This is a genomic window from Streptomyces deccanensis (assembly GCF_022385335.1).
GTDB lineage: Bacteria > Actinomycetota > Actinomycetes > Streptomycetales > Streptomycetaceae > Streptomyces > Streptomyces deccanensis.
The window spans coordinates 6,476,149-6,495,540 of the sequence record NZ_CP092431.1 but is presented as its reverse complement, the minus strand read 5'-3'; the positions used below and the strand labels follow the sequence as shown (position 1 = coordinate 6,495,540).

The 19,392-nt window shown below is 67.2% G+C and carries 13 protein-coding genes; 7 read left to right on the top strand and 6 right to left on the bottom strand.

Annotated elements, in window-relative coordinates; all coding sequences use genetic code 11:
* The first annotated feature begins 3 nt into the window (after positions 1-3).
* Genes L3078_RS28985 through L3078_RS28975 form a run of 3 tightly spaced genes read left to right on the top strand, consistent with a single transcriptional unit; the run spans position 4 to position 3,052 of the window.
* Entirely contained in the window at positions 4-495 is a 492-nt protein-coding gene (locus L3078_RS28985; RefSeq protein WP_239756855.1) for a succinate dehydrogenase hydrophobic membrane anchor subunit, read from the top strand.
* A gap of 23 nt (positions 496-518) precedes the next feature.
* Positions 519-2,273 (top strand): succinate dehydrogenase flavoprotein subunit, encoded by a 1,755-nt coding sequence (gene sdhA, locus L3078_RS28980; protein WP_239756854.1) that lies wholly within the window; start codon positions 519-521, stop codon positions 2,271-2,273.
* Entirely contained in the window at positions 2,273-3,052 is a 780-nt protein-coding gene (locus L3078_RS28975) for a succinate dehydrogenase iron-sulfur subunit (RefSeq protein ID WP_239756853.1), read from the top strand. Before sdhA ends, L3078_RS28975 begins: the two co-directional genes overlap by 1 nt.
* Positions 3,053-3,234: 182 nt before the next feature.
* On the opposite strand, the gene L3078_RS28970 is transcribed toward L3078_RS28975, so the two are convergent.
* The 4 genes from L3078_RS28970 to L3078_RS28955 all read right to left on the bottom strand — a co-directional run bounded on the left by L3078_RS28970 (position 3,235) and on the right by L3078_RS28955 (position 5,362).
* Positions 3,235-3,498: a TM2 domain-containing protein gene (locus tag L3078_RS28970; RefSeq protein ID WP_013001272.1), complete on the bottom strand. Its 264-nt coding sequence runs from the start codon at positions 3,496-3,498 to the stop codon at positions 3,235-3,237.
* A 325-nt stretch (positions 3,499-3,823) separates the two neighbouring features.
* Positions 3,824-4,222, bottom strand: a complete 399-nt coding sequence (locus tag L3078_RS28965; protein WP_239756852.1) for a DUF2752 domain-containing protein — start codon at positions 4,220-4,222, stop codon at positions 3,824-3,826.
* Positions 4,215-4,694 carry a TM2 domain-containing protein gene (locus L3078_RS28960; RefSeq protein ID WP_239756851.1) on the bottom strand — a complete coding sequence of 160 codons (480 nt, stop codon included), beginning with the start codon at positions 4,692-4,694 and terminating at the stop codon, positions 4,215-4,217. Before L3078_RS28960 ends, L3078_RS28965 begins: the two co-directional genes overlap by 8 nt.
* Before the next feature lie 173 nt (positions 4,695-4,867).
* Positions 4,868-5,362, bottom strand: coding sequence for a DUF7737 domain-containing protein (locus L3078_RS28955; protein ID WP_338059531.1), 495 nt, complete (start codon positions 5,360-5,362; stop codon positions 4,868-4,870).
* 52 nt (positions 5,363-5,414) lie between these two features.
* Here L3078_RS28955 and L3078_RS28950 point away from each other — a divergent pair, with 52 nt between their 5' ends.
* Complete coding sequence (locus L3078_RS28950; RefSeq protein ID WP_239756850.1) at positions 5,415-5,978, top strand: hypothetical protein; 564 nt, start codon at positions 5,415-5,417, stop codon at positions 5,976-5,978.
* A gap of 109 nt (positions 5,979-6,087) precedes the next feature.
* Entirely contained in the window at positions 6,088-6,879 is a 792-nt protein-coding gene (locus tag L3078_RS28945; RefSeq protein ID WP_239756849.1) for a LamG domain-containing protein, read from the top strand.
* 214 nt (positions 6,880-7,093) lie between these two features.
* Here the strand turns inward: L3078_RS28945 and L3078_RS28940 are convergent, their stop codons facing one another.
* Together L3078_RS28940 and L3078_RS28935 are read right to left on the bottom strand one after the other, a co-directional pair.
* Entirely contained in the window at positions 7,094-7,504 is a 411-nt protein-coding gene (locus L3078_RS28940; protein ID WP_239756848.1) for a hypothetical protein, read from the bottom strand.
* 41 nt (positions 7,505-7,545) lie between these two features.
* Positions 7,546-14,844 carry a polymorphic toxin-type HINT domain-containing protein gene (locus L3078_RS28935; RefSeq protein ID WP_476756138.1) on the bottom strand — a complete coding sequence of 2,433 codons (7,299 nt, stop codon included), beginning with the start codon at positions 14,842-14,844 and terminating at the stop codon, positions 7,546-7,548.
* Between the two features lie 485 nt (positions 14,845-15,329).
* Between L3078_RS28935 and L3078_RS28930 the strand changes: the two genes are divergently transcribed.
* Both L3078_RS28930 and L3078_RS28925 read left to right on the top strand, forming a co-directional pair.
* Positions 15,330-18,803, top strand: coding sequence for a DNRLRE domain-containing protein (locus L3078_RS28930; RefSeq protein WP_239756846.1), 3,474 nt, complete (start codon positions 15,330-15,332; stop codon positions 18,801-18,803).
* Between the two features lie 152 nt (positions 18,804-18,955).
* Positions 18,956-19,366, top strand: a complete 411-nt coding sequence (locus tag L3078_RS28925; RefSeq protein WP_239756845.1) for a VOC family protein — start codon at positions 18,956-18,958, stop codon at positions 19,364-19,366.
* Positions 19,367-19,392 lie beyond the last annotated feature (26 nt).

Here is a 19,392-nt window from a genome sequence, read left to right as displayed (position 1 = left end):
CAGATGTCCGCCACTGAAACCACCGCGTCCGGCATCGGCCCCGTAGAGGGCGCCGGGGAGCTGTCGGGCTACAGCCCCGACAACCCGGCCCCCTTCATCGAGCCGCCCCGCAAGCGCACCAAGAAGACCCCGAAGTCGACCCGCGGCAACTTCGAGATGGTCGCGTGGCTCTTCATGCGTCTGTCCGGCATCGTCCTGGTCGTCCTGGTCATCGGCCACCTGGTCATCCAGCTCGTCCTCGACGGCGGCGTCTCCAAGATCGGCTTCGCGTTCGTCGCGGGCCGCTGGGCCTCCCCGTTCTGGCAGGTCTGGGACCTGCTGATGCTGTGGCTCGCCATGCTGCACGGCGCGAACGGCCTGCGTACCGTCATCAACGACTACGCGGAGCGCGCGAACACCCGGCTGTGGCTCAAGGGCCTGCTCTACACCGCCACGGTGTTCACCATCCTGCTGGGCACGCTGGTGATCTTCACCTTCGACCCGAACATCCGCTAGGCACGGGGCTGAGGCAACCGATCATGAAGATCCACAAGTACGACACCGTCATCGTCGGCGCCGGCGGCGCCGGTATGCGCGCGGCCATCGAGTCCACGCAGCGCAGCCGCACCGCCGTGCTGACCAAGCTCTACCCCACCCGCTCCCACACGGGCGCCGCGCAGGGCGGCATGGCCGCCGCGCTCGCCAACGTGGAGGAGGACAACTGGGAGTGGCACACCTTCGACACGGTCAAGGGCGGTGACTACCTGGTCGACCAGGACGCCGCCGAGATCCTGGCGAAGGAGGCCATCGACTCCGTCCTCGACCTGGAGAAGATGGGCCTGCCGTTCAACCGGACGCCCGACGGGACGATCGACCAGCGCCGCTTCGGCGGTCACAGCCGGAACCACGGCGAGGCCCCGGTCCGCCGCTCCTGCTACGCGGCCGACCGCACCGGCCACATGATCCTCCAGACGCTCTACCAGAACTGCGTCAAGCACGGCGTGGAGTTCTTCAACGAGTTCTACGTCCTGGACCAGCTGATCACCGAGGTCGACGGCGTCAAGAAGTCGGCCGGTGTCGTGGCGTACGAGCTGGCGACCGGCGAGATCCACGTCTTCCAGGCGAAGGCCGTGATCTACGCGTCCGGCGGCTGCGGCAAGTTCTTCAAGGTGACGTCCAACGCGCACACGCTGACCGGTGACGGTCAGGCCGCCGTGTACCGCCGCGGGCTGCCGCTGGAGGACATGGAGTTCTTCCAGTTCCACCCGACCGGCATCTGGCGCATGGGCATCCTGCTGACGGAGGGCGCCCGCGGTGAGGGCGGCATCCTCCGCAACAAGGACGGCGAGCGCTTCATGGAGAAGTACGCGCCGGTCATGAAGGACCTCGCGTCCCGTGACGTCGTGTCCCGCTCCATCTACACGGAGATCCGTGAGGGCCGCGGCTGCGGTCCCGAGGGCGACCACGTCTACCTCGACCTCACGCACCTCCCGCCGGAGCAGCTCGACGCCAAGCTCCCCGACATCACCGAGTTCGCGCGCACCTACCTCGGTATCGAGCCCTACACGGACCCGATCCCGATCCAGCCGACCGCGCACTACGCCATGGGCGGCATCCCGACCAACGTCGAGGGTGAGGTCCTCAGCGACAACACCACCGTCGTCCCCGGGCTGTACGCCGCCGGCGAGGTCGCCTGCGTCTCCGTGCACGGCGCCAACCGTCTGGGCACCAACTCGCTGCTCGACATCAACGTGTTCGGGCGCCGGGCAGGCATCGCGGCCGCCGAGTACGCCCAGAAGGCGGACTTCGTCGAGCTGCCGGAGAACCCGGAGTCCCTGGTCGTCGAGCAGATCGAGCGGCTGCGCAACTCCACGGGCAACGAGCGCGTGGCGGAGCTGCGGCGCGAGCTGCAGGAGACCATGGACGCCAACGTCATGGTGTTCCGCACCGAGCAGACGATCAAGACGGCCGTCGAGAAGATCGCCGAGCTGCGCGCGCGCTACAAGAACGTCGCGATCCAGGACAAGGGCCGCCGGTTCAACACCGACCTCCTGGAGGCCGTCGAGCTGGGCAACCTGCTCGACCTGGCCGAGGTCATGGCCGTGTCGGCGCTCGCCCGCAAGGAGTCCCGCGGCGGTCACTACCGCGAGGACTACCCCAACCGCGACGACGTCAACTTCATGCGCCACACCATGGCGTACCGCGAGGTCGGCGACGACGGCTCCGAGACCGTCCGCCTCGACTACAAGCCGGTCGTCCAGACCCGCTACCAGCCGATGGAGCGTAAGTACTGATGGCAACCCCGACCCTGGACAAGGCGGACGCGGCAGGCAGCCCCGAGCCCGGTTTCGCCGACTCCCCGTACATCACGGTCACCTTCCGTGTCCGTCGCTTCAACTCCGAGGTCTCGGCCGAGGCCAGCTGGCAGGACTTCCAGCTGGAGATCGACCCCAAGGAGCGCGTCCTCGACGGTCTGCACAAGATCAAGTGGGACGTGGACGGCACGCTGACGTTCCGCCGTTCCTGCGCCCACGGCATCTGCGGGTCGGACGCCATGCGGATCAACGGCAAGAACCGGCTGGCCTGCAAGACGCTGATCAAGGACATCAACCCCGAGAAGCCGATCACGATCGAGCCCATCAAGGGCCTCACGGTCCTCAAGGACCTGGTCGTGGACATGGAGCCGTTCTTCCAGGCGTACCGGGACGTGATGCCCTTCCTGATCACGAAGGACACCAACGAGCCGACGCGTGAGCGGTTCCAGACCGCCGAGGACCGCGAACGCTTCGACGACACCACGAAGTGCATCCTCTGCGCCGCGTGCACGTCCTCGTGCCCGGTGTTCTGGAACGACGGCCAGTACTTCGGTCCGGCCGCGATCGTCAACGCCCACCGCTTCATCTTCGACTCGCGCGACGAGGCCGGCGAGCAGCGGCTGGAGATCCTCAACGACCGTGACGGCGTGTGGCGTTGCCGTACGACGTTCAACTGCACGGACGCCTGCCCGCGCGGTATCGAGGTCACCAAGGCGATCCAGGAGGTGAAGCGGGCGCTCATCACGCGCCGCTTCTGATCCCCCACCGCCTCCGCCGCCGGAGGCTGTGACGGAAGGCCCGCGGGTTCACCCGCGGGCCTTCCGTGTTTCTCCGCGCCCGCCGACGCACGAGGGCCCCGTCCCCGCGCGGAGCCTTGGGGAAAGCTCCGCGGTGGACGAGGCCCTTCGGTCGATCACCTCGGCGGTGATCCCGAGCGCGATCAGCCGCGCAGGACGCGGCCCTGCGCGTCGGTGCGGTCGTTGCTCGTGAGGAACAGGATGCCGTCGATCAGGGACCAGAAGCCCAGACCACCGCAGGTGAGGAGCTGGGCGACGCCCACGCCGACGGAACCGACGTAGAAACGACCGATGCCGAGCGTGCCGAGGAAGAGCTGCAGAACACCGGCGACGATCTTCGACTTGTCGGAGTACGGGCGACCCTGCGGGTCGTGGCCGAAGGGAGCGTCAGGGGTGGGGACGGTCATGGAAGTAACTCCTGGATGTACTGACTGAATAACCGAAGCGGATTGCTCCGGGGGGATCCCAGGAGAGAAGGCGCGGCACGAAACCGGCAGCGATCGGGCACGACAAATACCGGCCAACGATCGAGCACGACGTATCCCCCGTCATCCCCCCTGCAGCGGTTGCAGCCTAGTGAGACACAAGGGGCGGACGGGAGGGGATTCGAGCGATCGTTCCGATTCCGTGATCCGATTCCAGCCAACTTGCGACAACTGCGCAACATAAAGCGGGCGTAAGGGATTTACGGGGGCCGAGGCGGGGAAGGACGACAGATTCGGCCGTGACCGCTCAGTGCAGATTGCGGACGATCGTCCACGTCACCGCGATGCCCAGGATCAAGGCCTGGGTGCGGGGCTTGAGTTCGGGGCGCCAGCGGCGGCCGCGCACTCCCTCGACGAACCAGCGTCCGAGCAGGACGAGGGCGAAGGGCGCGGCGAGCAGCAGGACCCGGTTGTCGTGCCAGGCCGCGGCGAACTGCCCGTGCAGCAGGTCGTACACCATGCGGGTGCCACCGCAGGCGGGGCAGAGCAGCCCGGTGACATAGCGGAACGGGCACTGGGGCAGCAGCTGACCGGGCTCGTGCGGGTTGGTGCCGTACAGGTACGCGGCGCCCACCAGCCCGGCGGCGGCCACCGCGAGGGGGGCCGCCGCCGGATGCCGGAGGGTGCTGAGGCCGCGCTCAGCCACGCAGGACACGCCCGTTGGAGTCCGTGGTGTTGCTGCTGGTCAGCAGGATGATGCCGTCGACCAGCGCCCAGATGCCGAGGCCACCGCAGGTGAACAGCTGCGCGAGGCCGAGACCGACGTGACCGATGTAGAAGCGGCCGACGCCGAAGGAGCCCAGGAACAGCGAGAGGATGCCCGCGACGATCTTCGACTTGTCGGAGTACGGGCGGCCGTACGGGTCGTAGCCGTACGGGGCGTTGGGGTCGCCCGTGTACGCGCCGCCCGGCGTCGGGGGCACCTGGTAGCCGCCCTGGGGGTAGCCGCCCTGCTGGGGGTAGCCGTAGCCGGGCTGGCCCGCGCCCGGCTGCTGGTAGCCGCCCTGCGGAGCCCCGTACGGGTTGGCGCCCGGCTGGCCGGGGGCCGCGTTCGGGTACCCGTATCCGGGCTGCGGGGGCTGCGGGGGCTGAGCGGGCTGCTGAGGCTGCTCGGTCACGGTACTGACTCCTGCGTGTTGTTTGCTTGAGCGGCTGAAAAACTCACTATGGGCTGTCCGTCATATTGCAGGAGGGGAGGGCCCGGAGAGAAGTTGTTACTTCGGCCGGGCACCCACCGACTCCCGCGTGTGGGCGGAGTCACATCACCTCGCCGTCAGCCGTCACAGGCGCCTCACAGCTGGCTGACGATCGTCGGGTCCGTGATCTCCGTGTCCTTGGCGAGCAGCATCGCCTTGCTGAGGATGACTGCGAGCATACGGTCGCCCTCGTAGGGGAGATAGCCGGTCTGCGTGGTTCCGTTCCCGTCCGCGACGGTCGACCTGGGAACGACGCACACATAGCGGTCGTTCGGGGACCTCAGGATGTTGCCGGAGCCCAGATGGATCCGGTACGTGTGCAGTGCGCCCTCGACCTGGAGGAACCGTCCGTCGAGCGTGCACCGGTCGGCGATCGCGAGCCGTGGCACGAGCCGTTCCAGCAGCGCGCGACGGGTCTCGGCGCTCTGGTCCAGCTCGCCGAAGCCGTACGACGTCCAGTACTCGACGAAACGGCCCTCGGGCTCCCCGTCCTGCAGGTCGGGTCGTTGCCGACGCCGGCGACCCCGACGACGCGCCGCCCCAGCAGGGTGCGTGGTTCTGCGGGGCGTCGAGCGGATAGAAGCGGACAACGGGCCGCGTAGGCGCGTTGCTGAGGCCGGTGGGCGTCCCTAGGGTCAGGCGATGAGCAATTCCCGAGCAGCGGCGATCCTCACCACAGCGGATCTCGCCGAGGCGATGCGCGCGGTGCGCACCTTGCTGAACATCGCGGATCTCGCGGGCGCGGTGGTGGACTTCGAGGCCACGATCCGTTCACCCGACGTCGCGGACCGCATACGCCAACTGCTGCCCGACCTCAGCTGGTGGGCACAGGCGGGAAAGGAGCACGGATCGTCCGAGTCCGGCGACGACCCGGCTGCCTGTGTCCCGATCACGGTGCACGACTGGGATCATTCCTTGGCCTCGGCCGAGCCGCTCATCGCCGCTCTCGGCCCGGACTCGGCGGCCGTCCGCTGGGACCTGAACGGCTGGCCTGAGGTCCCCACGGCGGGCCTGGGCCTGATCACGCAGAAGTACGCCTACCTCACCCTCTCGGTGAACTCCCGCGACCTCTACCAGGACGAGCCGTCCCCCGATCACACCGTCCACGTTCATGTCCGAGGCGATCAGGACACCGCCCGCGTCGAGTGGCTGGCGGCCCAGGTGGGCAGCCGGTTCTCGGGGCGGGTGGAGATTGCGCCGCTGTAGACGGGCACCGCCTCGTACGCTTTCCGACGACCGTATGGGCCATGGGGCGGGTGGCCGAATCCCGTGCAACTCCTGTGACAGGCGAGGTAGTTGGTCACAGACTGCGCACATGAACGCCCTGAGGAAGGCCGCCGCCGTACTGTCGGCCGCGGCCGCGATCCTGATCGCGATACCCCCCACTGCCTCGGCAACTCCCGCCCCACATCAGACGTACGACGGCACGCTCGTCCGGGAGAACTTCAACCGTCTCCCCCTCGGCCCGGTCACCCGGGGCCGGGGCTGGACCACCGATACGTCCAACGGCACGCTGACTGTCGAGCCCAGTGCCGACGGCCGGGGCCGTGAGCTGAGTATCCGTACCGAGGGCAACGGACGTGCCTTCTTCGTCCTGTCCGACCTCGCCCCGCCCGGCAACAGCTTCTGGGCGCGGATGCGACTGCGGGTGGCCGAGTTTCCTACGGCTCCCGACTGGGCGCACTGGACCCTCGCGGAGGCCTCAGGCCCCGACTCCCCCACGCTCGTCCGCCCTATCGGCGGCCAGTACGCGCCCACCGACAAGGGCAACTTCTGGGGTGTGGGCTCCGATCTGGGTCCCACCGGTGACTGGACCGACTGGAGGACGTCCGCCCCGGCCGTCTCCGGGAAGTGGCAGTGCGTCGAGTTCCACCTGGACGCCACCGACAACCGGGTCACCGTGTACCTGGACGGCGTGGCACAGTCCGACCTGACCGTCTCCACGCAGCAGCACGGCGGCACGGCGGACGACTTCGTCTTCCCCACGTTCGACAAGCTCAAGCTGGGCTGGCAGTTGTACCAGGCGAACCCCAGCCCGTCGTCGTACGACGTCCGGCTGGACGACATCGCGCTGAGTACGCGGCGGGTGGGCGGCTGCGGAGGCTGACGGTCGGGGTGCCGGTCAGTCGTCGAGGACGACCATGTTCGTCGGCGGCTGACCGGGCACCGGCGAAGGGCCACGGAAGTCGCCCGGCACCGCGAGTTCGGCGAGCGGCCCCGATCGCATCGTTTCCGGAAACGACGGCGGACACTCTTGGTGTTGCCGCCGTTTCCGTCAACTACTGCCGTCAGAAATCACTGACGGGAAAGGTTCATTGTTTTTAGACGATCTCAATCGTGACGCCGAAGTGAAGTTGAAGATCACGGGCAAACTCCTCGCTCCCCCTGCCGGGAACCACATGATGCCACCAGGAGAACATCTCAGGATCAGCAAGCACAATACGCACGGTCGCGATCTCTCGAAATCGTTCATCGACGATATGGACGGCTCGAGAGAAATCTGCAAACCCTCTCATTCCCATCAGAGAATGATTCGCAAGTCCACGTTCGATGGCATCCCGCACTCGCAGATCATGGAAATATTCCGGGAGCACGTCGTCATAACCTTCCGCGCATGCGGCTACAAACTCCCTCCACGATGCCAAGTCACGCGACGCGGAAACCTCCGCACCCCGCCCTGCCATAAATTGCACTTGCTTGTACCCTTGGAGGAAATCGGTTCCGCTATCCAAGATTTTTCACCACCTCTCGAAGGGAACATGACGGGCATCTGTCACTCAATGAAGGACCCTCCATATTTCGCCTGCTGCTCTCGCATGTAACTATTCAAATCCCCGCCGGGGCGGAAGAATGTCTGAATGCTGCCTCGGCTGTCCAGCACTCCGAAATAGCCAGTTGTGCTATCCGCCCGGAACAGCGTCCCATCGTTCGATACTAGATCGCCACGTCGCGGACTTCCGGACATGAACGCACTTGCCGCTTCTTTATAGGCGCTGAATCCACCAAGGCCGTTGAATTCAGCCATATCTGGCTCGCGGTGGCCCTGCACCCCCGTCCAGTTCCCCTTCTTGTTGAGCTGTACCCCAAAGACATGCTTCATGTAGTGCCGGAAGGCCGACATGGAGGAATTGAATCCCGGCCCACAGTTCGAGTTGTGGACGAGGACCGGGGTTTGCCCAGCCAACACATAGTACGTATGCAGATCGTCGACGGTGAGGTTGTAGGTAGTCGCGTGCTGCGTGTAGGCCCGGTTGCCGGTGACGAAGACCTTGTCGCCTTCGTCGGTGAGCAGGGTCATGTCCGGCTCAAGGTCGCCGGCTTCGATCCAGTCGTTCTCCGACGGCGACCAGAAGGGGTGCTCGTAGGTCGCTGTGAGCTGTTCGACGCCGCCTTCCGTGGCGATGGAGAGTTCGTTGAAGTGTTTGTCGTCCTCCGTGACGATGAGGCGGGTGACTTCGCGCGCTCCAGTTTCGCCGGTCTCCGGGTCCTTGGCCTGAACCTTGTCGCCGAGTTCGACGTCCTCAATGTCCTTGGTGGTGCCGTCGGCCATGAGGACGTCGGTACCGGCGAGGAAGCACTGTGTGCAACCTCCGGCTTTCCGGCCCCCCTTACCGAGCAAACCACCTCGGCCCATGCTCAGGGCCATGACGAACTCGTCCCCGAGCTCCATCACTCGCTCCCAGACACGAGCGTCCTTCACGCATTTGTCCATATTTTCGACGCAGTAGTTGGCGGCGATTTTCTTCGCCCCGGCCACATCACCCCGGTGGGCGAGAGAATAGGCGTACGCCGCGTTGCAAGCCATGCGACCGAAGCAGACGGTTTCCGGACTGCCGAACACATTGGTCTGGGGATACCAATAGCCACCTGCGGCGCTGGTCAAATTGTTGCTTCCGTGGCCGAAGTACTGACTGGCCACCTGGCGCGCGTCGTTCGACCTGGGAGTATGGGCTCTCACCCATTCCGCCTCTGGGGTACGGCTCGGCTCACCGACCCCGCCCCCTCCCTGGGAAGCACCCTGACGGGCGCCCACATACTCCTTCTTGGTGCCGTTGGTGCCCGTTCCGCCGATCGGATAGCCCACGCCGCAGGTCAGGCACAGACCCGTGGGGTCGGACTTGGAAACTGGGCTGTTGTTGCTGTACGCGTATCCGTTCATCTGCAACGGGTCCGCGATGTCGATGATCGGGTCCGCCGAGATGAAGCGGCCCGAGTTCTGGTCGTACTCGCGGGCGCCGATGTGGGTGAGGCCGGCGGTCGTGTCGTCGATGCCGACGCCGATGTAGCCGCGCTTGTTGGGCCAGGACGCCGGCTTCGGGCCGCGGAGTTCGCCGTACGGCTTGGCGGCTCGGCGGGTGACCGCCTGGCCGCTCGTCAGGGCCACCGCCGTGTTGGCCGTGCCCAGGTGGTCCGTGAGGAGGGCCGAGAGTTGGTGTCCCGTCGTCGCGCCGCTGGTCGCGGTGCGCGTCACCACCGGGGCGCCGGGCTGGGCGTAGGACCGCGAAGCGCGGGTCACCGCACCGGAGCTTCCCGTCGTCACCTCCGTCTCGCCCAGGTACAGGGTCGAACCGGAGGGGGAGTTCTCCAGGAGGCGGTTACCCGCGGCGTCGTAGACGTACGTCGTCTTCTTGCCGCCGACCGTGATCGTGTCGAGCTTGTTCTCCGACGTCCACTTCAGGTCCTGGGCCCCGGCCGGCAGGTCACGGAGCTTCGTGTTGCCCACCGCGTCGTACGTGTACGTGCTGCCCTGCCCCGCCGGGCTGGAGTTGATCGACGTCATCGTGTGCGGCTGCTTGGGGTTGTAGCCGTACGTGAAGGTGACGTTCTTGGTCGTGTCCGCCGGGTTCGCCTCGATCAAGGTGGCGCGGTTGCCCAGCCAGTCGAAGGTGAAGGACTGGTGGTAGGCGGTGGCGCCGGTGCCGATCGTGTTCGCCGCCGGGGCCGTGGCCGCCAGCGTCGACTTCAGCGAGGCGTCCGGGGCGGACGCGTCGATCGCCGTGTCCGGAGCATCAGCCACCGGGCCCGACGAGGTCGCGTAGTCCTTCCGCGGGCCCCAAGTCGTCCCGTCCGCCGACTTGCACCCCGTGCCACTGCCGGTGGGCGTGACGTTCGACGTCCAGGCGTTGACCAGCTCACCCATCACGTCGTACGTGAAGCACTGCGTGTCCCAGGTGTCACCCGAAGCGTCCGACAACTGACGGGCGTTCGACGTGATGAGGCCGGACTTGTCGTACGCGTAGTAGCTGTCAGAGATCCGGTGCGGGCCGGCCGTCTCCCGGTCCGCGACCGTGCGCTGAAGGCGACCGGTGTAGGGGTCGACGAAGTTGGTCGTCCAGACGCGGTTCGGCTGGGATCCCGACACCGTCCGAAGGGGTTCGCCGTACGGGGAGTAGGTGACGTCGGACGTGTACCAGGCGAGGCCCGAGGTCGACTCGCTCAGGCCGTCGCTGTTGTAGCGGGTGACGACCTTCTCCTGGGCCAGTCCGCCCACCGACGGGAGTGTGACCGTCTGCGGCTTACCGGTCGGCGTGTACGTGTACCTGTACGCGTACGTCCCGGAGACCCCCGTCGTCATGGTGTTGGCCGGGATCACCGTCTCGGTGGCCGTCGGACGGTACTCGCTGTCGTATCCCGTGACGCGGCTGATGTAGTCGCCGTTCACGGTGTGCCTGGTGGAGGCCACCGGCTGACCGAGGGCACCCGGCAGGGAGTCGTACGTGAACGACTTGACCGGAGTGCCGGTCTCGGAGTTCTCGCGGACGAACTTGATGCGGCCCAGCTCGTCGTACTCCGTGTACGTCGTCCGCTCCTCCGCGTCCTTGACCTTGTTCGGACGGTCGGCCTCGTCGTACCAGGTGTCCGTCCTCCCCACGTCCGGGTCGGTCGTGGAGGTCACTCGCCCACGTGCGTCGTACGTGTACGTCCACTCGTTGCCGGCGGGATCCGTGACGCTGGTGCGCTGACCGCGGTCGTCGTACCCGTAGGTGGTCACGCGTCCGGCGGTCGTGCTGTCGTCCTTGTAGTGGACGATCGAGCTGACCCGGCCGAGGGCATCCGTGTGCGTCCGGGTCCGCGGCGACGTCGAACCGGCCGGATCCACGTACGTGCTGGTGTCGCCGTACTCCGTCTTCGTCGCGTGCACCACGTTCTCGTCGTGGTACTTCGACTCGCTCACCGGCCGTTCCAGGCCGTCGTACTGGAACTTGACCCGACTCGGGACGAGCGACTTCGACTTGGGGGCGAAGAGTTCGGCGGCCGGTTCGTTCTTCGCGAGGTAGGCGCTCGTCTGCTCGTCGACCAAGCCGTGATCGTTGTAGGTGGTGTCCGTGACGACGCGGCCGGGACCGTGCGCCTCCGCCTGGGTCTGCACCTGGCGCATCAGGCCGTCGAAGATCGTCACCTGACGGCTGTAAGTGCCGTCGTCCTTCAGCGTCCTGGTCGTGACGGCGGCGGGGCGGGACTCTTTCGAGGTGGCGATCGCCGGCTGGTACTCGATCTCGACGTTCGGTGACTTGCCGCTCGAGGAACGGGACGGGGACCATCCCCGTACGAATCGACCGAGTGCGTCGTACTCGTTCCGAACGACCCGACTGTTGGCGTCCGTGACCGTCAGGGCCAGGCCGCGACCGGGGTCGAAGGTCGTGGTGACCGCGTGGCCCTTGGCGTTGATCGCCTTCACGGACGTGACGGGACCGCCCACGTCGCCGGGGGTGTACTGCGTCTCCGTCGTCCCCGCGCCCGGCTTCGTGACCGTACGGACCCGGCCCAGCGGGTCGTACGTCGTCTTGGTGACGACCGAGTACGAGGTTCCTGCGCCGTCCACCCCCGCGGCGGCCGTGACCAGGCCCTTCGTCGGGGCATCGCCGTACGACAAGTTGTCGTAGGTCGTGCGGCTCGCACTGATCAGCTTCGTGGCCGGATCGGCGATGTCATGGGCCGCGCAGGTCGTGCCCGTGGTGCGCTGCTGCTTCGGCAGTCCGATCAGCCAGGCCGACGTGTTGTGCACGTACGACGTCTTCGTGCAGATCTGGTCGGAGAAGGCCTCGCCGGAGCCGTCCGGCTTGACCACCGCCGTCTCGACCTGGATCGGGATGCCGTAGGTGTCGTCGACGGTCGTCAGGGTTCGGACGGCCTGCCAGCTGTCGTCGACCTTCTGGATCTCGTCCGTGCGCTTCACACCACTGCGGTGGGCGAGCAGCGGATCCATGTCCGCGCCGTCCTCGGCCTCACGGAACCGGGACGCGGTCTGCTTCGACCAGGGGTAGTTGAGGGTGCGCTTCTTGGGCTTCCCCTTGTCCGAGTCGAGGTAGGTGAGGCTCTCCGCCGTCATGCCCGCGTACTGCGGTTCGTCGTCGGTGACGAGTGTGTACTTGTCCGTGGAGTCCTTGACCACGCCGCCGACGCCCTGGAAGTAGCGCGTCTCGGAGTACGACTGTGGTTGCGGCGCTCCTGTCGAGGAGGTGGTCTCGCTGCCCTTGGTGACCGCCACCTGGCGATAGCCACGCCAGACGTTGTGCGTGCGCAGGGACGGGCGGGTGAACTCGTCGTCGGACTTCGCCCAGGCAGGGTCCGAGTAGGTGTACTTGGTGTGGATCAGCTTGCCCCGTGGGGTGACCTTGTCGTTCTCGGTCACGGAGTCCACGACGTACTTGTTGAACCAGGACTTCGCCGGCTTCTTCTCGTCGCCGTCCGGCGACCAGCGGACGGGGTAGCAGGTGCCGTTGTTCTTGCCCTTGTCCTCCGAGGGCTCGCTCGCGCAACCGCCCGTGTACTCAACCTCGATGTCACCGCCGTGTTCGGTGGCGACCGTGCCGATGCGGGGACGGGTGAAGGGCGGGCGCTGGTCCTTCGGTCCGCTCGACACCAGGTTGGGAAGCTGACGGTCCCTCAGGCGGTCCTTCAGGGGCGAGGAGGAGCCGACCGTGTACTCGCCGAAGCTGACGCCGTCCTTGTGTTGGAGGGTGCCGGTGGTGTCGCCGGGAGCGAAGCCGCGACGGGTGATCGAGTTCAGCCAGAGGCCGGGCGACGAGTAGTACCAGTCCGCGGGGAAGGACTGGTGGAGCTCGTACGTGTCCACCTTGCCCAGGCCGGTCTGGCCGGCACGGGCGGCCTTCGTCGTCACCGAGTCGAGGCGCAGCTGCGTCCAGAAGGACGGGAAGGCCGGGCACAGCTTCGACGTCGACTTGCAGTTGAGGTTGCCGGGGGTGTCCCACCAGGGACGGTATGCGCCCGGGTCGGAGGTCTTGGCGAAGTTCGCCGCGTCGCAGGCCGTGCCCGATTTCAGGCAGCGCTGCGCCACACCGAACTCGACGGTCGCGGACGGCGTGGTGAGGTCCGAGCGCATGCCGTACTCGATGGTCTTCGGGTAGGCGTAACGGTCGTACTGCTCGGGCGACTTGAACTTCTTCTTGACGGCGTAGTAGTTGGTCTCCTGCTTCCAGGTGACGACCAGGGTGTTGCCGTGCACGTCGACGACCTTGTCCAGGCCCCAGCGCCATGCCTGCTTCTTGCCCGAGCCGCAGCGGGAGTCGGCGAAGGCGGTGGCGTGGCAGGGCTCGCCCTCGTGGTTGCCGAAGACGGGGACGGTGGAGACGGAGTCGGTGTCGGCGTGGCCGCCTCCGACCTGGTTGAGGCCGTAGTAGTACTTCGTGCCGTCCGTGGTCGTGACGATCCAGTACTCGCCGTTGTTGTCGCCGTTGGTGCCGCCGACGCGGTGCTCGATCCGGGTGCCGTCGTCGCTCTCCGGCCGGTAGATCTCGGTGTCGGTCTCGGGGTTGCTGCCGGAGGCGGCGTCCCGCACCAGCTCGGTCGTCTTGCCGCCCAGGGACATCACCGCGTTGTACGACACCCAGCACAGGTCGGACGTCTTGTCCTTCTTGGCCGTGTTGTTGGCGGTGCCGGACTTCATCTTCTTGCGGTCGTCCTGGCAGGCGCGGTAACGGCGCTCGATGTGACCGGCGTCGTAGTCCCAGCCCTCGCCGATCCAGGAGGCCTGGGGTGAGGCGACGGCAGTACGACCGTCCACGCTCTGGGAGTTGTAGCTGAACTCGATGTTCGGCGCCGGGCCGGCGGGGGCCGCCGGGACCGTCAGCGGATACGTCCAGGTGAACGCACCGGACGAGCCGCCGGCCGACCACTTGCCGCTGGCGGACAGCGGCGTGGCCTTGAACGTGCCGCCCGCGCCGCCGCCGGAGTCGACCGCTCCGACGACGGCCGCGTCGCCGGTCGCGGCAACCGGTGTGACCCCTGCGCCCGAAGTGCGGTAAGCCGCCTGAGTGATCGACGGTCCGTCGCTCGATGTCGTCCTCGCCGACGCCGGAGTGACGGTCCCGTCCGCCGCCGTGTCGACCGTGGCGGTGATCGACTGGGTCTCGATGTCGTTCGTTGTCTCCAGCTCCTCGTACTCCTGACAGGCCTCGACATCGGGCGTGGTCAGGTAGCACTCGGGAAACTGGACGAAGCGCAGACGAGAGGCCCAGTCGGCGCCGTAGAGGTTCTTGAACTTCGCGTAGTCGAGCTTGACCGCGATCGGCACGGAGCCGGTCGCCGGGGCCTGGACCTTCACGACTGTGCCGTCGACGCCCTGTGACACGGCGGCCGCGCGGTCGTAGACCTGGACCTGCCAGGTACCGGTGGGCGGGGCCTGGTCCGGAGCCTGCCCGAGGCTCACGGGGAGATTTCCTGCGGGAGTCACGGCAACCTGTCGGGCAGCCGTGGTCGTGCGGGCCGAGGCGGGGGTCGCGCTCGCGGTCGAGCCGAAGTGGACCGACCCTGTCCCCGCGACAGGTGGGGTGACCGTCCCCGTCCCGGCCTGCTGCTGGTCCGGGGGGATGTCGACCTTCAAAGTCTCCAGGTCAGGCTCGGAGACTGCTCCGGGGACGGTCTCGTCCTGGTCGAGAGTCTCCAGGCTGAGGCTCTCACGGCCCTTCTCGGCCGCGGCCGGATCGGGCGGCAACGCGAACGACTGCGCCGGTAGAAGACCTACGAGAAGTGCCGCCCCGACAGTGGGCACGACGGCAGCGCGCACCCGGCGCAGCCCACGCGAGCGGACAGACAAGAAGCGACCGAACACGGCGAGGTCCCCCCGGACCATTCGAGGCGGGACCAGGAACGGACCACGCGTGATGGCGTATCAGATGCGGGAGATTCTGTGTCGCTCTTGTGGAGTTCCGCTAGATCGTCTGTGCGGATGTGATGATCGCCACGGTACGTAGCGCAACGTAACGGTAAGTGAAGCCCGAATCTTCGTTTACCCGAGGTTTCGGAATCCGTCACCCCTCTGTGACCTAGCTGGCAATTCGCAGGTTCTCTTCGCAATTACGCATCTAAGTACGGTAGTTGCGATGCATTCTGCTGCGCTATTCCCCAAAATAGCCCGCTCGCACAACCGTTGTCGCCCCGCGCCGCCAACCTCCTTTACGCATCCTTCTGTTGTCGGACTCAATCGGTTTCCCCCGCTTGCGAAGCGTGACGGCAGCCCTCTCTTGAGCCATCATCGGCTGGCCCGGCCGAGCTCTGTCCCGCGCCGGTTCCAAGGGGGGAAGGGGAACTCGCCCGATGACGCGCAAGGAGCGCAACCGGCGTCGCGTGCCCGGCGGACGGACGACCGCCGTCGTACTCACCACGGTGCTCGCGGCCACCGGCATCACGTTCGTCGGACTCGGCCTGGACGAACGTGGTTCACGCGGCAAGTCGAGTGCCGGCCCCAAGGCCAGGACGGTCAACGAAACCGCCGCGCTCGCGCGGGCCTCGAAGACCGGAAAGTCCGTCGAGGTCACGGCACTGCGCACCACGCGGTCCACCACCTGGGCGCGACCCGACGGCAAGATGGCCAAGAAGCTCTACTCCTCCCCCGTCCGGGCCAAGGTGGACGGTGCGTGGAAGGACATCGACTACGATCTTCACCGCACCGAGAAGGGCTGGGAACCGAAGGCCACCAACACCGAGATGGTGTTCTCGCCCGGCTCCGACGCGGCGCGCGACGGCGAGCAGCGCGCCTCCCGGTCCGCGGTCCACCGGATCTCCCTGCTCAGGGGGCTCAAGGCGGCTACCGCCGAGTCGAGCACCCTCGTCACCCTGACCGTCGACGGCCACGACATCCACCTCACCTGGCCCGGCGCGGTCCCCGCACCGATCATCGACGGCTCCCGCGCCCTGTACCCGGAGATCTTCCCGGGTGCCGATCTGGTCCTCACGGCCGACGACGACGGCTTCGCACAGTTGCTCGTCCTCAAGAACCGACAGGCTGCGGCCGATCCGCGCACCAAGCAGCTCACCTACGGCATCACCTCCGCGGACCTGTCGTTCCGGCTGAACCCGGTCACCGGTGTTCTCGCCGCCGAGGACGCGGACGGCGAAGAGGTCGCACTGTCGCCGACGCCGCTGATGTGGGACAGCAGCGGCGCCCCGGCTGTCACCGACGGCTCGGTCGGTGCCTCCGCCCAGCCGACCGACGACGAGAGCCCGGACCCCGTCGACTCGTCCAGCCCCACGCCGGGCGACGACGCGAGTCCCACAGAGGAAGAACTCGTCGAGACGGACGAGCAGATCGACCCCGACCCCGAAGAACTCCCGGTGGCCACCGACGGTCCCGCACCCACCCCTTCGGCCTCCCCGGCGCCGACCGCCCCGGCCGAGCCGACGCCCGAGCCCACCCGGACCGGCTCGGCCGCCACCCTCAGCCTGCCCGGACTCGACGGTCCTTCCCCCGACTCCCGTGGCGAACTCGTCGAGGCCGACCTTTCCGGGGGCGACTGGCTTCTCACTCCCGACCAGGACTTCCTCCGCGACTCGGCCACCACCTACCCGGTCTTCATCGACCCGTCGGTCACGAAGGACATCCAGGACTGGACCACCGCCTACAGCCGACACCCCAACGCCACGTTCTACAACGGCCGGGGCTTCAACAAGGGCGGTACGCACGAGGCTCGGGTCGGGTTCGAGTCGGACACCTGGGGCACCTCGCGCTCGTACTTCAACATGGACTTCGACAAGGACCTCAAGGGCACGAAGATCGAGTCGGCGAAGCTGTACATGCTGGAGACGTACTCCTGGTCATGCAGCGCCCGCTCCATGAGCGTTCACCTCACCGCCAAGGTCAACGGACGCACCAACTGGAAGAACGCGCCCAAGCTGCACGACGGCAACAAGATCACCACCAAGAGCTTCGCGCACGGTTACAAGTCCAGTTGCCGGGACGCCTACGAGGCCTTCAACGTGCGATCGGCCGCGCAGAAGAAGGCCGACGAGGGTCGGGACAGCATCACGTTCGGCATGCGCGCCCGGGACGAGAACTCTCAGTACGCGTGGAAGAAGTTCATGGCCAACGGGGATCACCCGCCCGCGCTTGAACTCGTCTACAACCGCAAGCCCACCGCACCCACCTCCCTCGACCTCGGCCCGGACGCCAAGTGCACCACCACCCAGCCGTACGCCAGGATGGGATCCGGAAGTCTGACATTCACTGCGAAGGCGTCCGACAAGGACAAGAACCTCGAGTACCTCGACTTCGACCTGTGGCCGCACGGCAAGTGGGCGACGACGGGTGATCTCCTCGGCGCGACCGGCAAAGTGTCCGTGGGATCGGACAAGGACACGGCACTCAGGACAACAAAGGAGTTTGCCACCAGCAAGCTGACCAACGGCACCCTCTATTCCTGGCGGGTGCGAGCCTGGGACGACGCGGACGCGTCCTCCTCGTACTCCCCGGCGAAGACGCCGTGCCGTTTCGTCCTCGACACCGCCGCGCCGAAATCGCCCAAGGTCAGTTCCACGGACTTCCCCAACGCCGACACCGAGGAGAACGGCTTCGGCAGCGGCGCCGACGACTCGAAGTGGAGCACCAAGAAGTTCGGCACGGCCGGCACCTTCACCGTGCGTGCCCTCAACGCGGATGTCGAGCGGTACGAGTACGGCTTCAACGCGCCCAGCTATCCCTTCCACCTGGACCGTAAGGCCGGCACCGCGACCTCCGTCAGCGCGACCCTGCCCAACGCCAAGCCCCCCACCGCCGGTCCCAACGTCCTGTACGTGCGGACCGTGGACAGCGCGGGCAACGTGTCGCAACCCACCAAGTACTTCTTCTACGTCAGCCCCCGTGACCAGGCCGACTCGCCCGGTGACTTCACCGGGGACAAGCTCCCGGACCTGATGGTCGTCACCGACGCCGGCAACCTGGCCCTGTACCCCTCCCAGGCGACCAACGACCTCACCAAGGGCTCCGGTGACCTGGACTATTCGATGGCCGGCGCCTATCGGTCCAACCCGGACAAGGATCCGAACGGCGACGACCTGCCACCGTATGTCGCCGCGCCCTCCGGTCATTTCAAGGGCGCTCTGATCACCCACAACGGGGACATCTACGGCGGTGACGGCCTCCAGGACCTGGTGGTGCGCGTCGGCGGCAAGCTGTGGGTGTATCCCGGCGACGGCTATGGCGCCGTCAACGTCGACAAGCGCGTGGAGATCCTGCTGCCCGAGGGGGCTCCCAGCCCGGCCTCGTTGACGCAGATCGTGTCCACGGGTGACGCCACCGGCGACGGCCGTACCGACTTCTTCGCCACCGCGGGCGATGAACTCTGGGCCCTCACCGGCTACCACGGCGCCACCATCGACCAGGCGATCCGTCTGTCGGGCTCCGCCTGGACCGAGCGCGACATCGTCACCGTCCTGGACATCACCGGCGACGGTGTGACGGACATGGTGTACCGCACGGACGTCCACGCCCAGCTGATGCTGCGCAAGGGCAAGGCGGCGAGCGGCGGCGGCACCGACCTGGACTCCCTGTCCTCCGGTGCCGACTCCTCCGGCGGCACCGACCTCGAATACGGTTCCGCAGGCTGGTCCCACGCCAACATCCCGCTGCTGATCGGGACCCCGGACGCGAACGGGGACGGCGTTCCCGATGTGTGGACGGTGCGTTCCGACGGTTCGGTGCGCTTCTACGCCGGCGGCAAGACGGTCCTGGCCGGATCGGGTACGGAGATCGTCGCTCCCGCGAGCTACTGGAAGACCCGCATCGCCATCGGCTGACCACGCCGCCGTCGAAGTACTCAGCCGCCCGTCGAGGGGCTCAGCAGGGGGTGACCCTGCTGAGCCCCTCGTGTCGTCAGGGCACCGGCGGCCATGTCGCGCCAGTGCCGTCGCTCCCACCGATACGGTCCCCGGCGATCTAATCTGACGACATGTCAGACAATGAGTCGTACGAGCTGCTCGGTTTCGACAACGTCCTGCTCCCCGTCGGTGACCTCGGCGAAGCCGTCTCCTTCTACGAGCGGGCCGGCTTCGAGGTGGGGTTCCGGCTGGACGAGGCCGGGATCGCCGGGCTGAAGGTCGGCAAGGAGACGCCGGGGCTGCTGCTGCGGGTGGAGGAGGAGCTGCGGCAACGGCCGCCCGTGTGGGCGGCCGCGCGGGTGTGGCTGGAGGTGCCCGACGCGCGGGCCGCCGCCCGGGCCCTCGCGGCGGCGGGAGTGCCGCCGCTCGACGCCCCCTTCTCCGTCGCCACCGGGTGGACCGTCGAGTTCGCGGACCCGTGGGGGAACGTCATCGGGCTCACGGACTACGGCAAGCGGCCAGAGCTGGCCCGTACCGGGTGATCAGTTCACCGATCCATCGGTTGAAC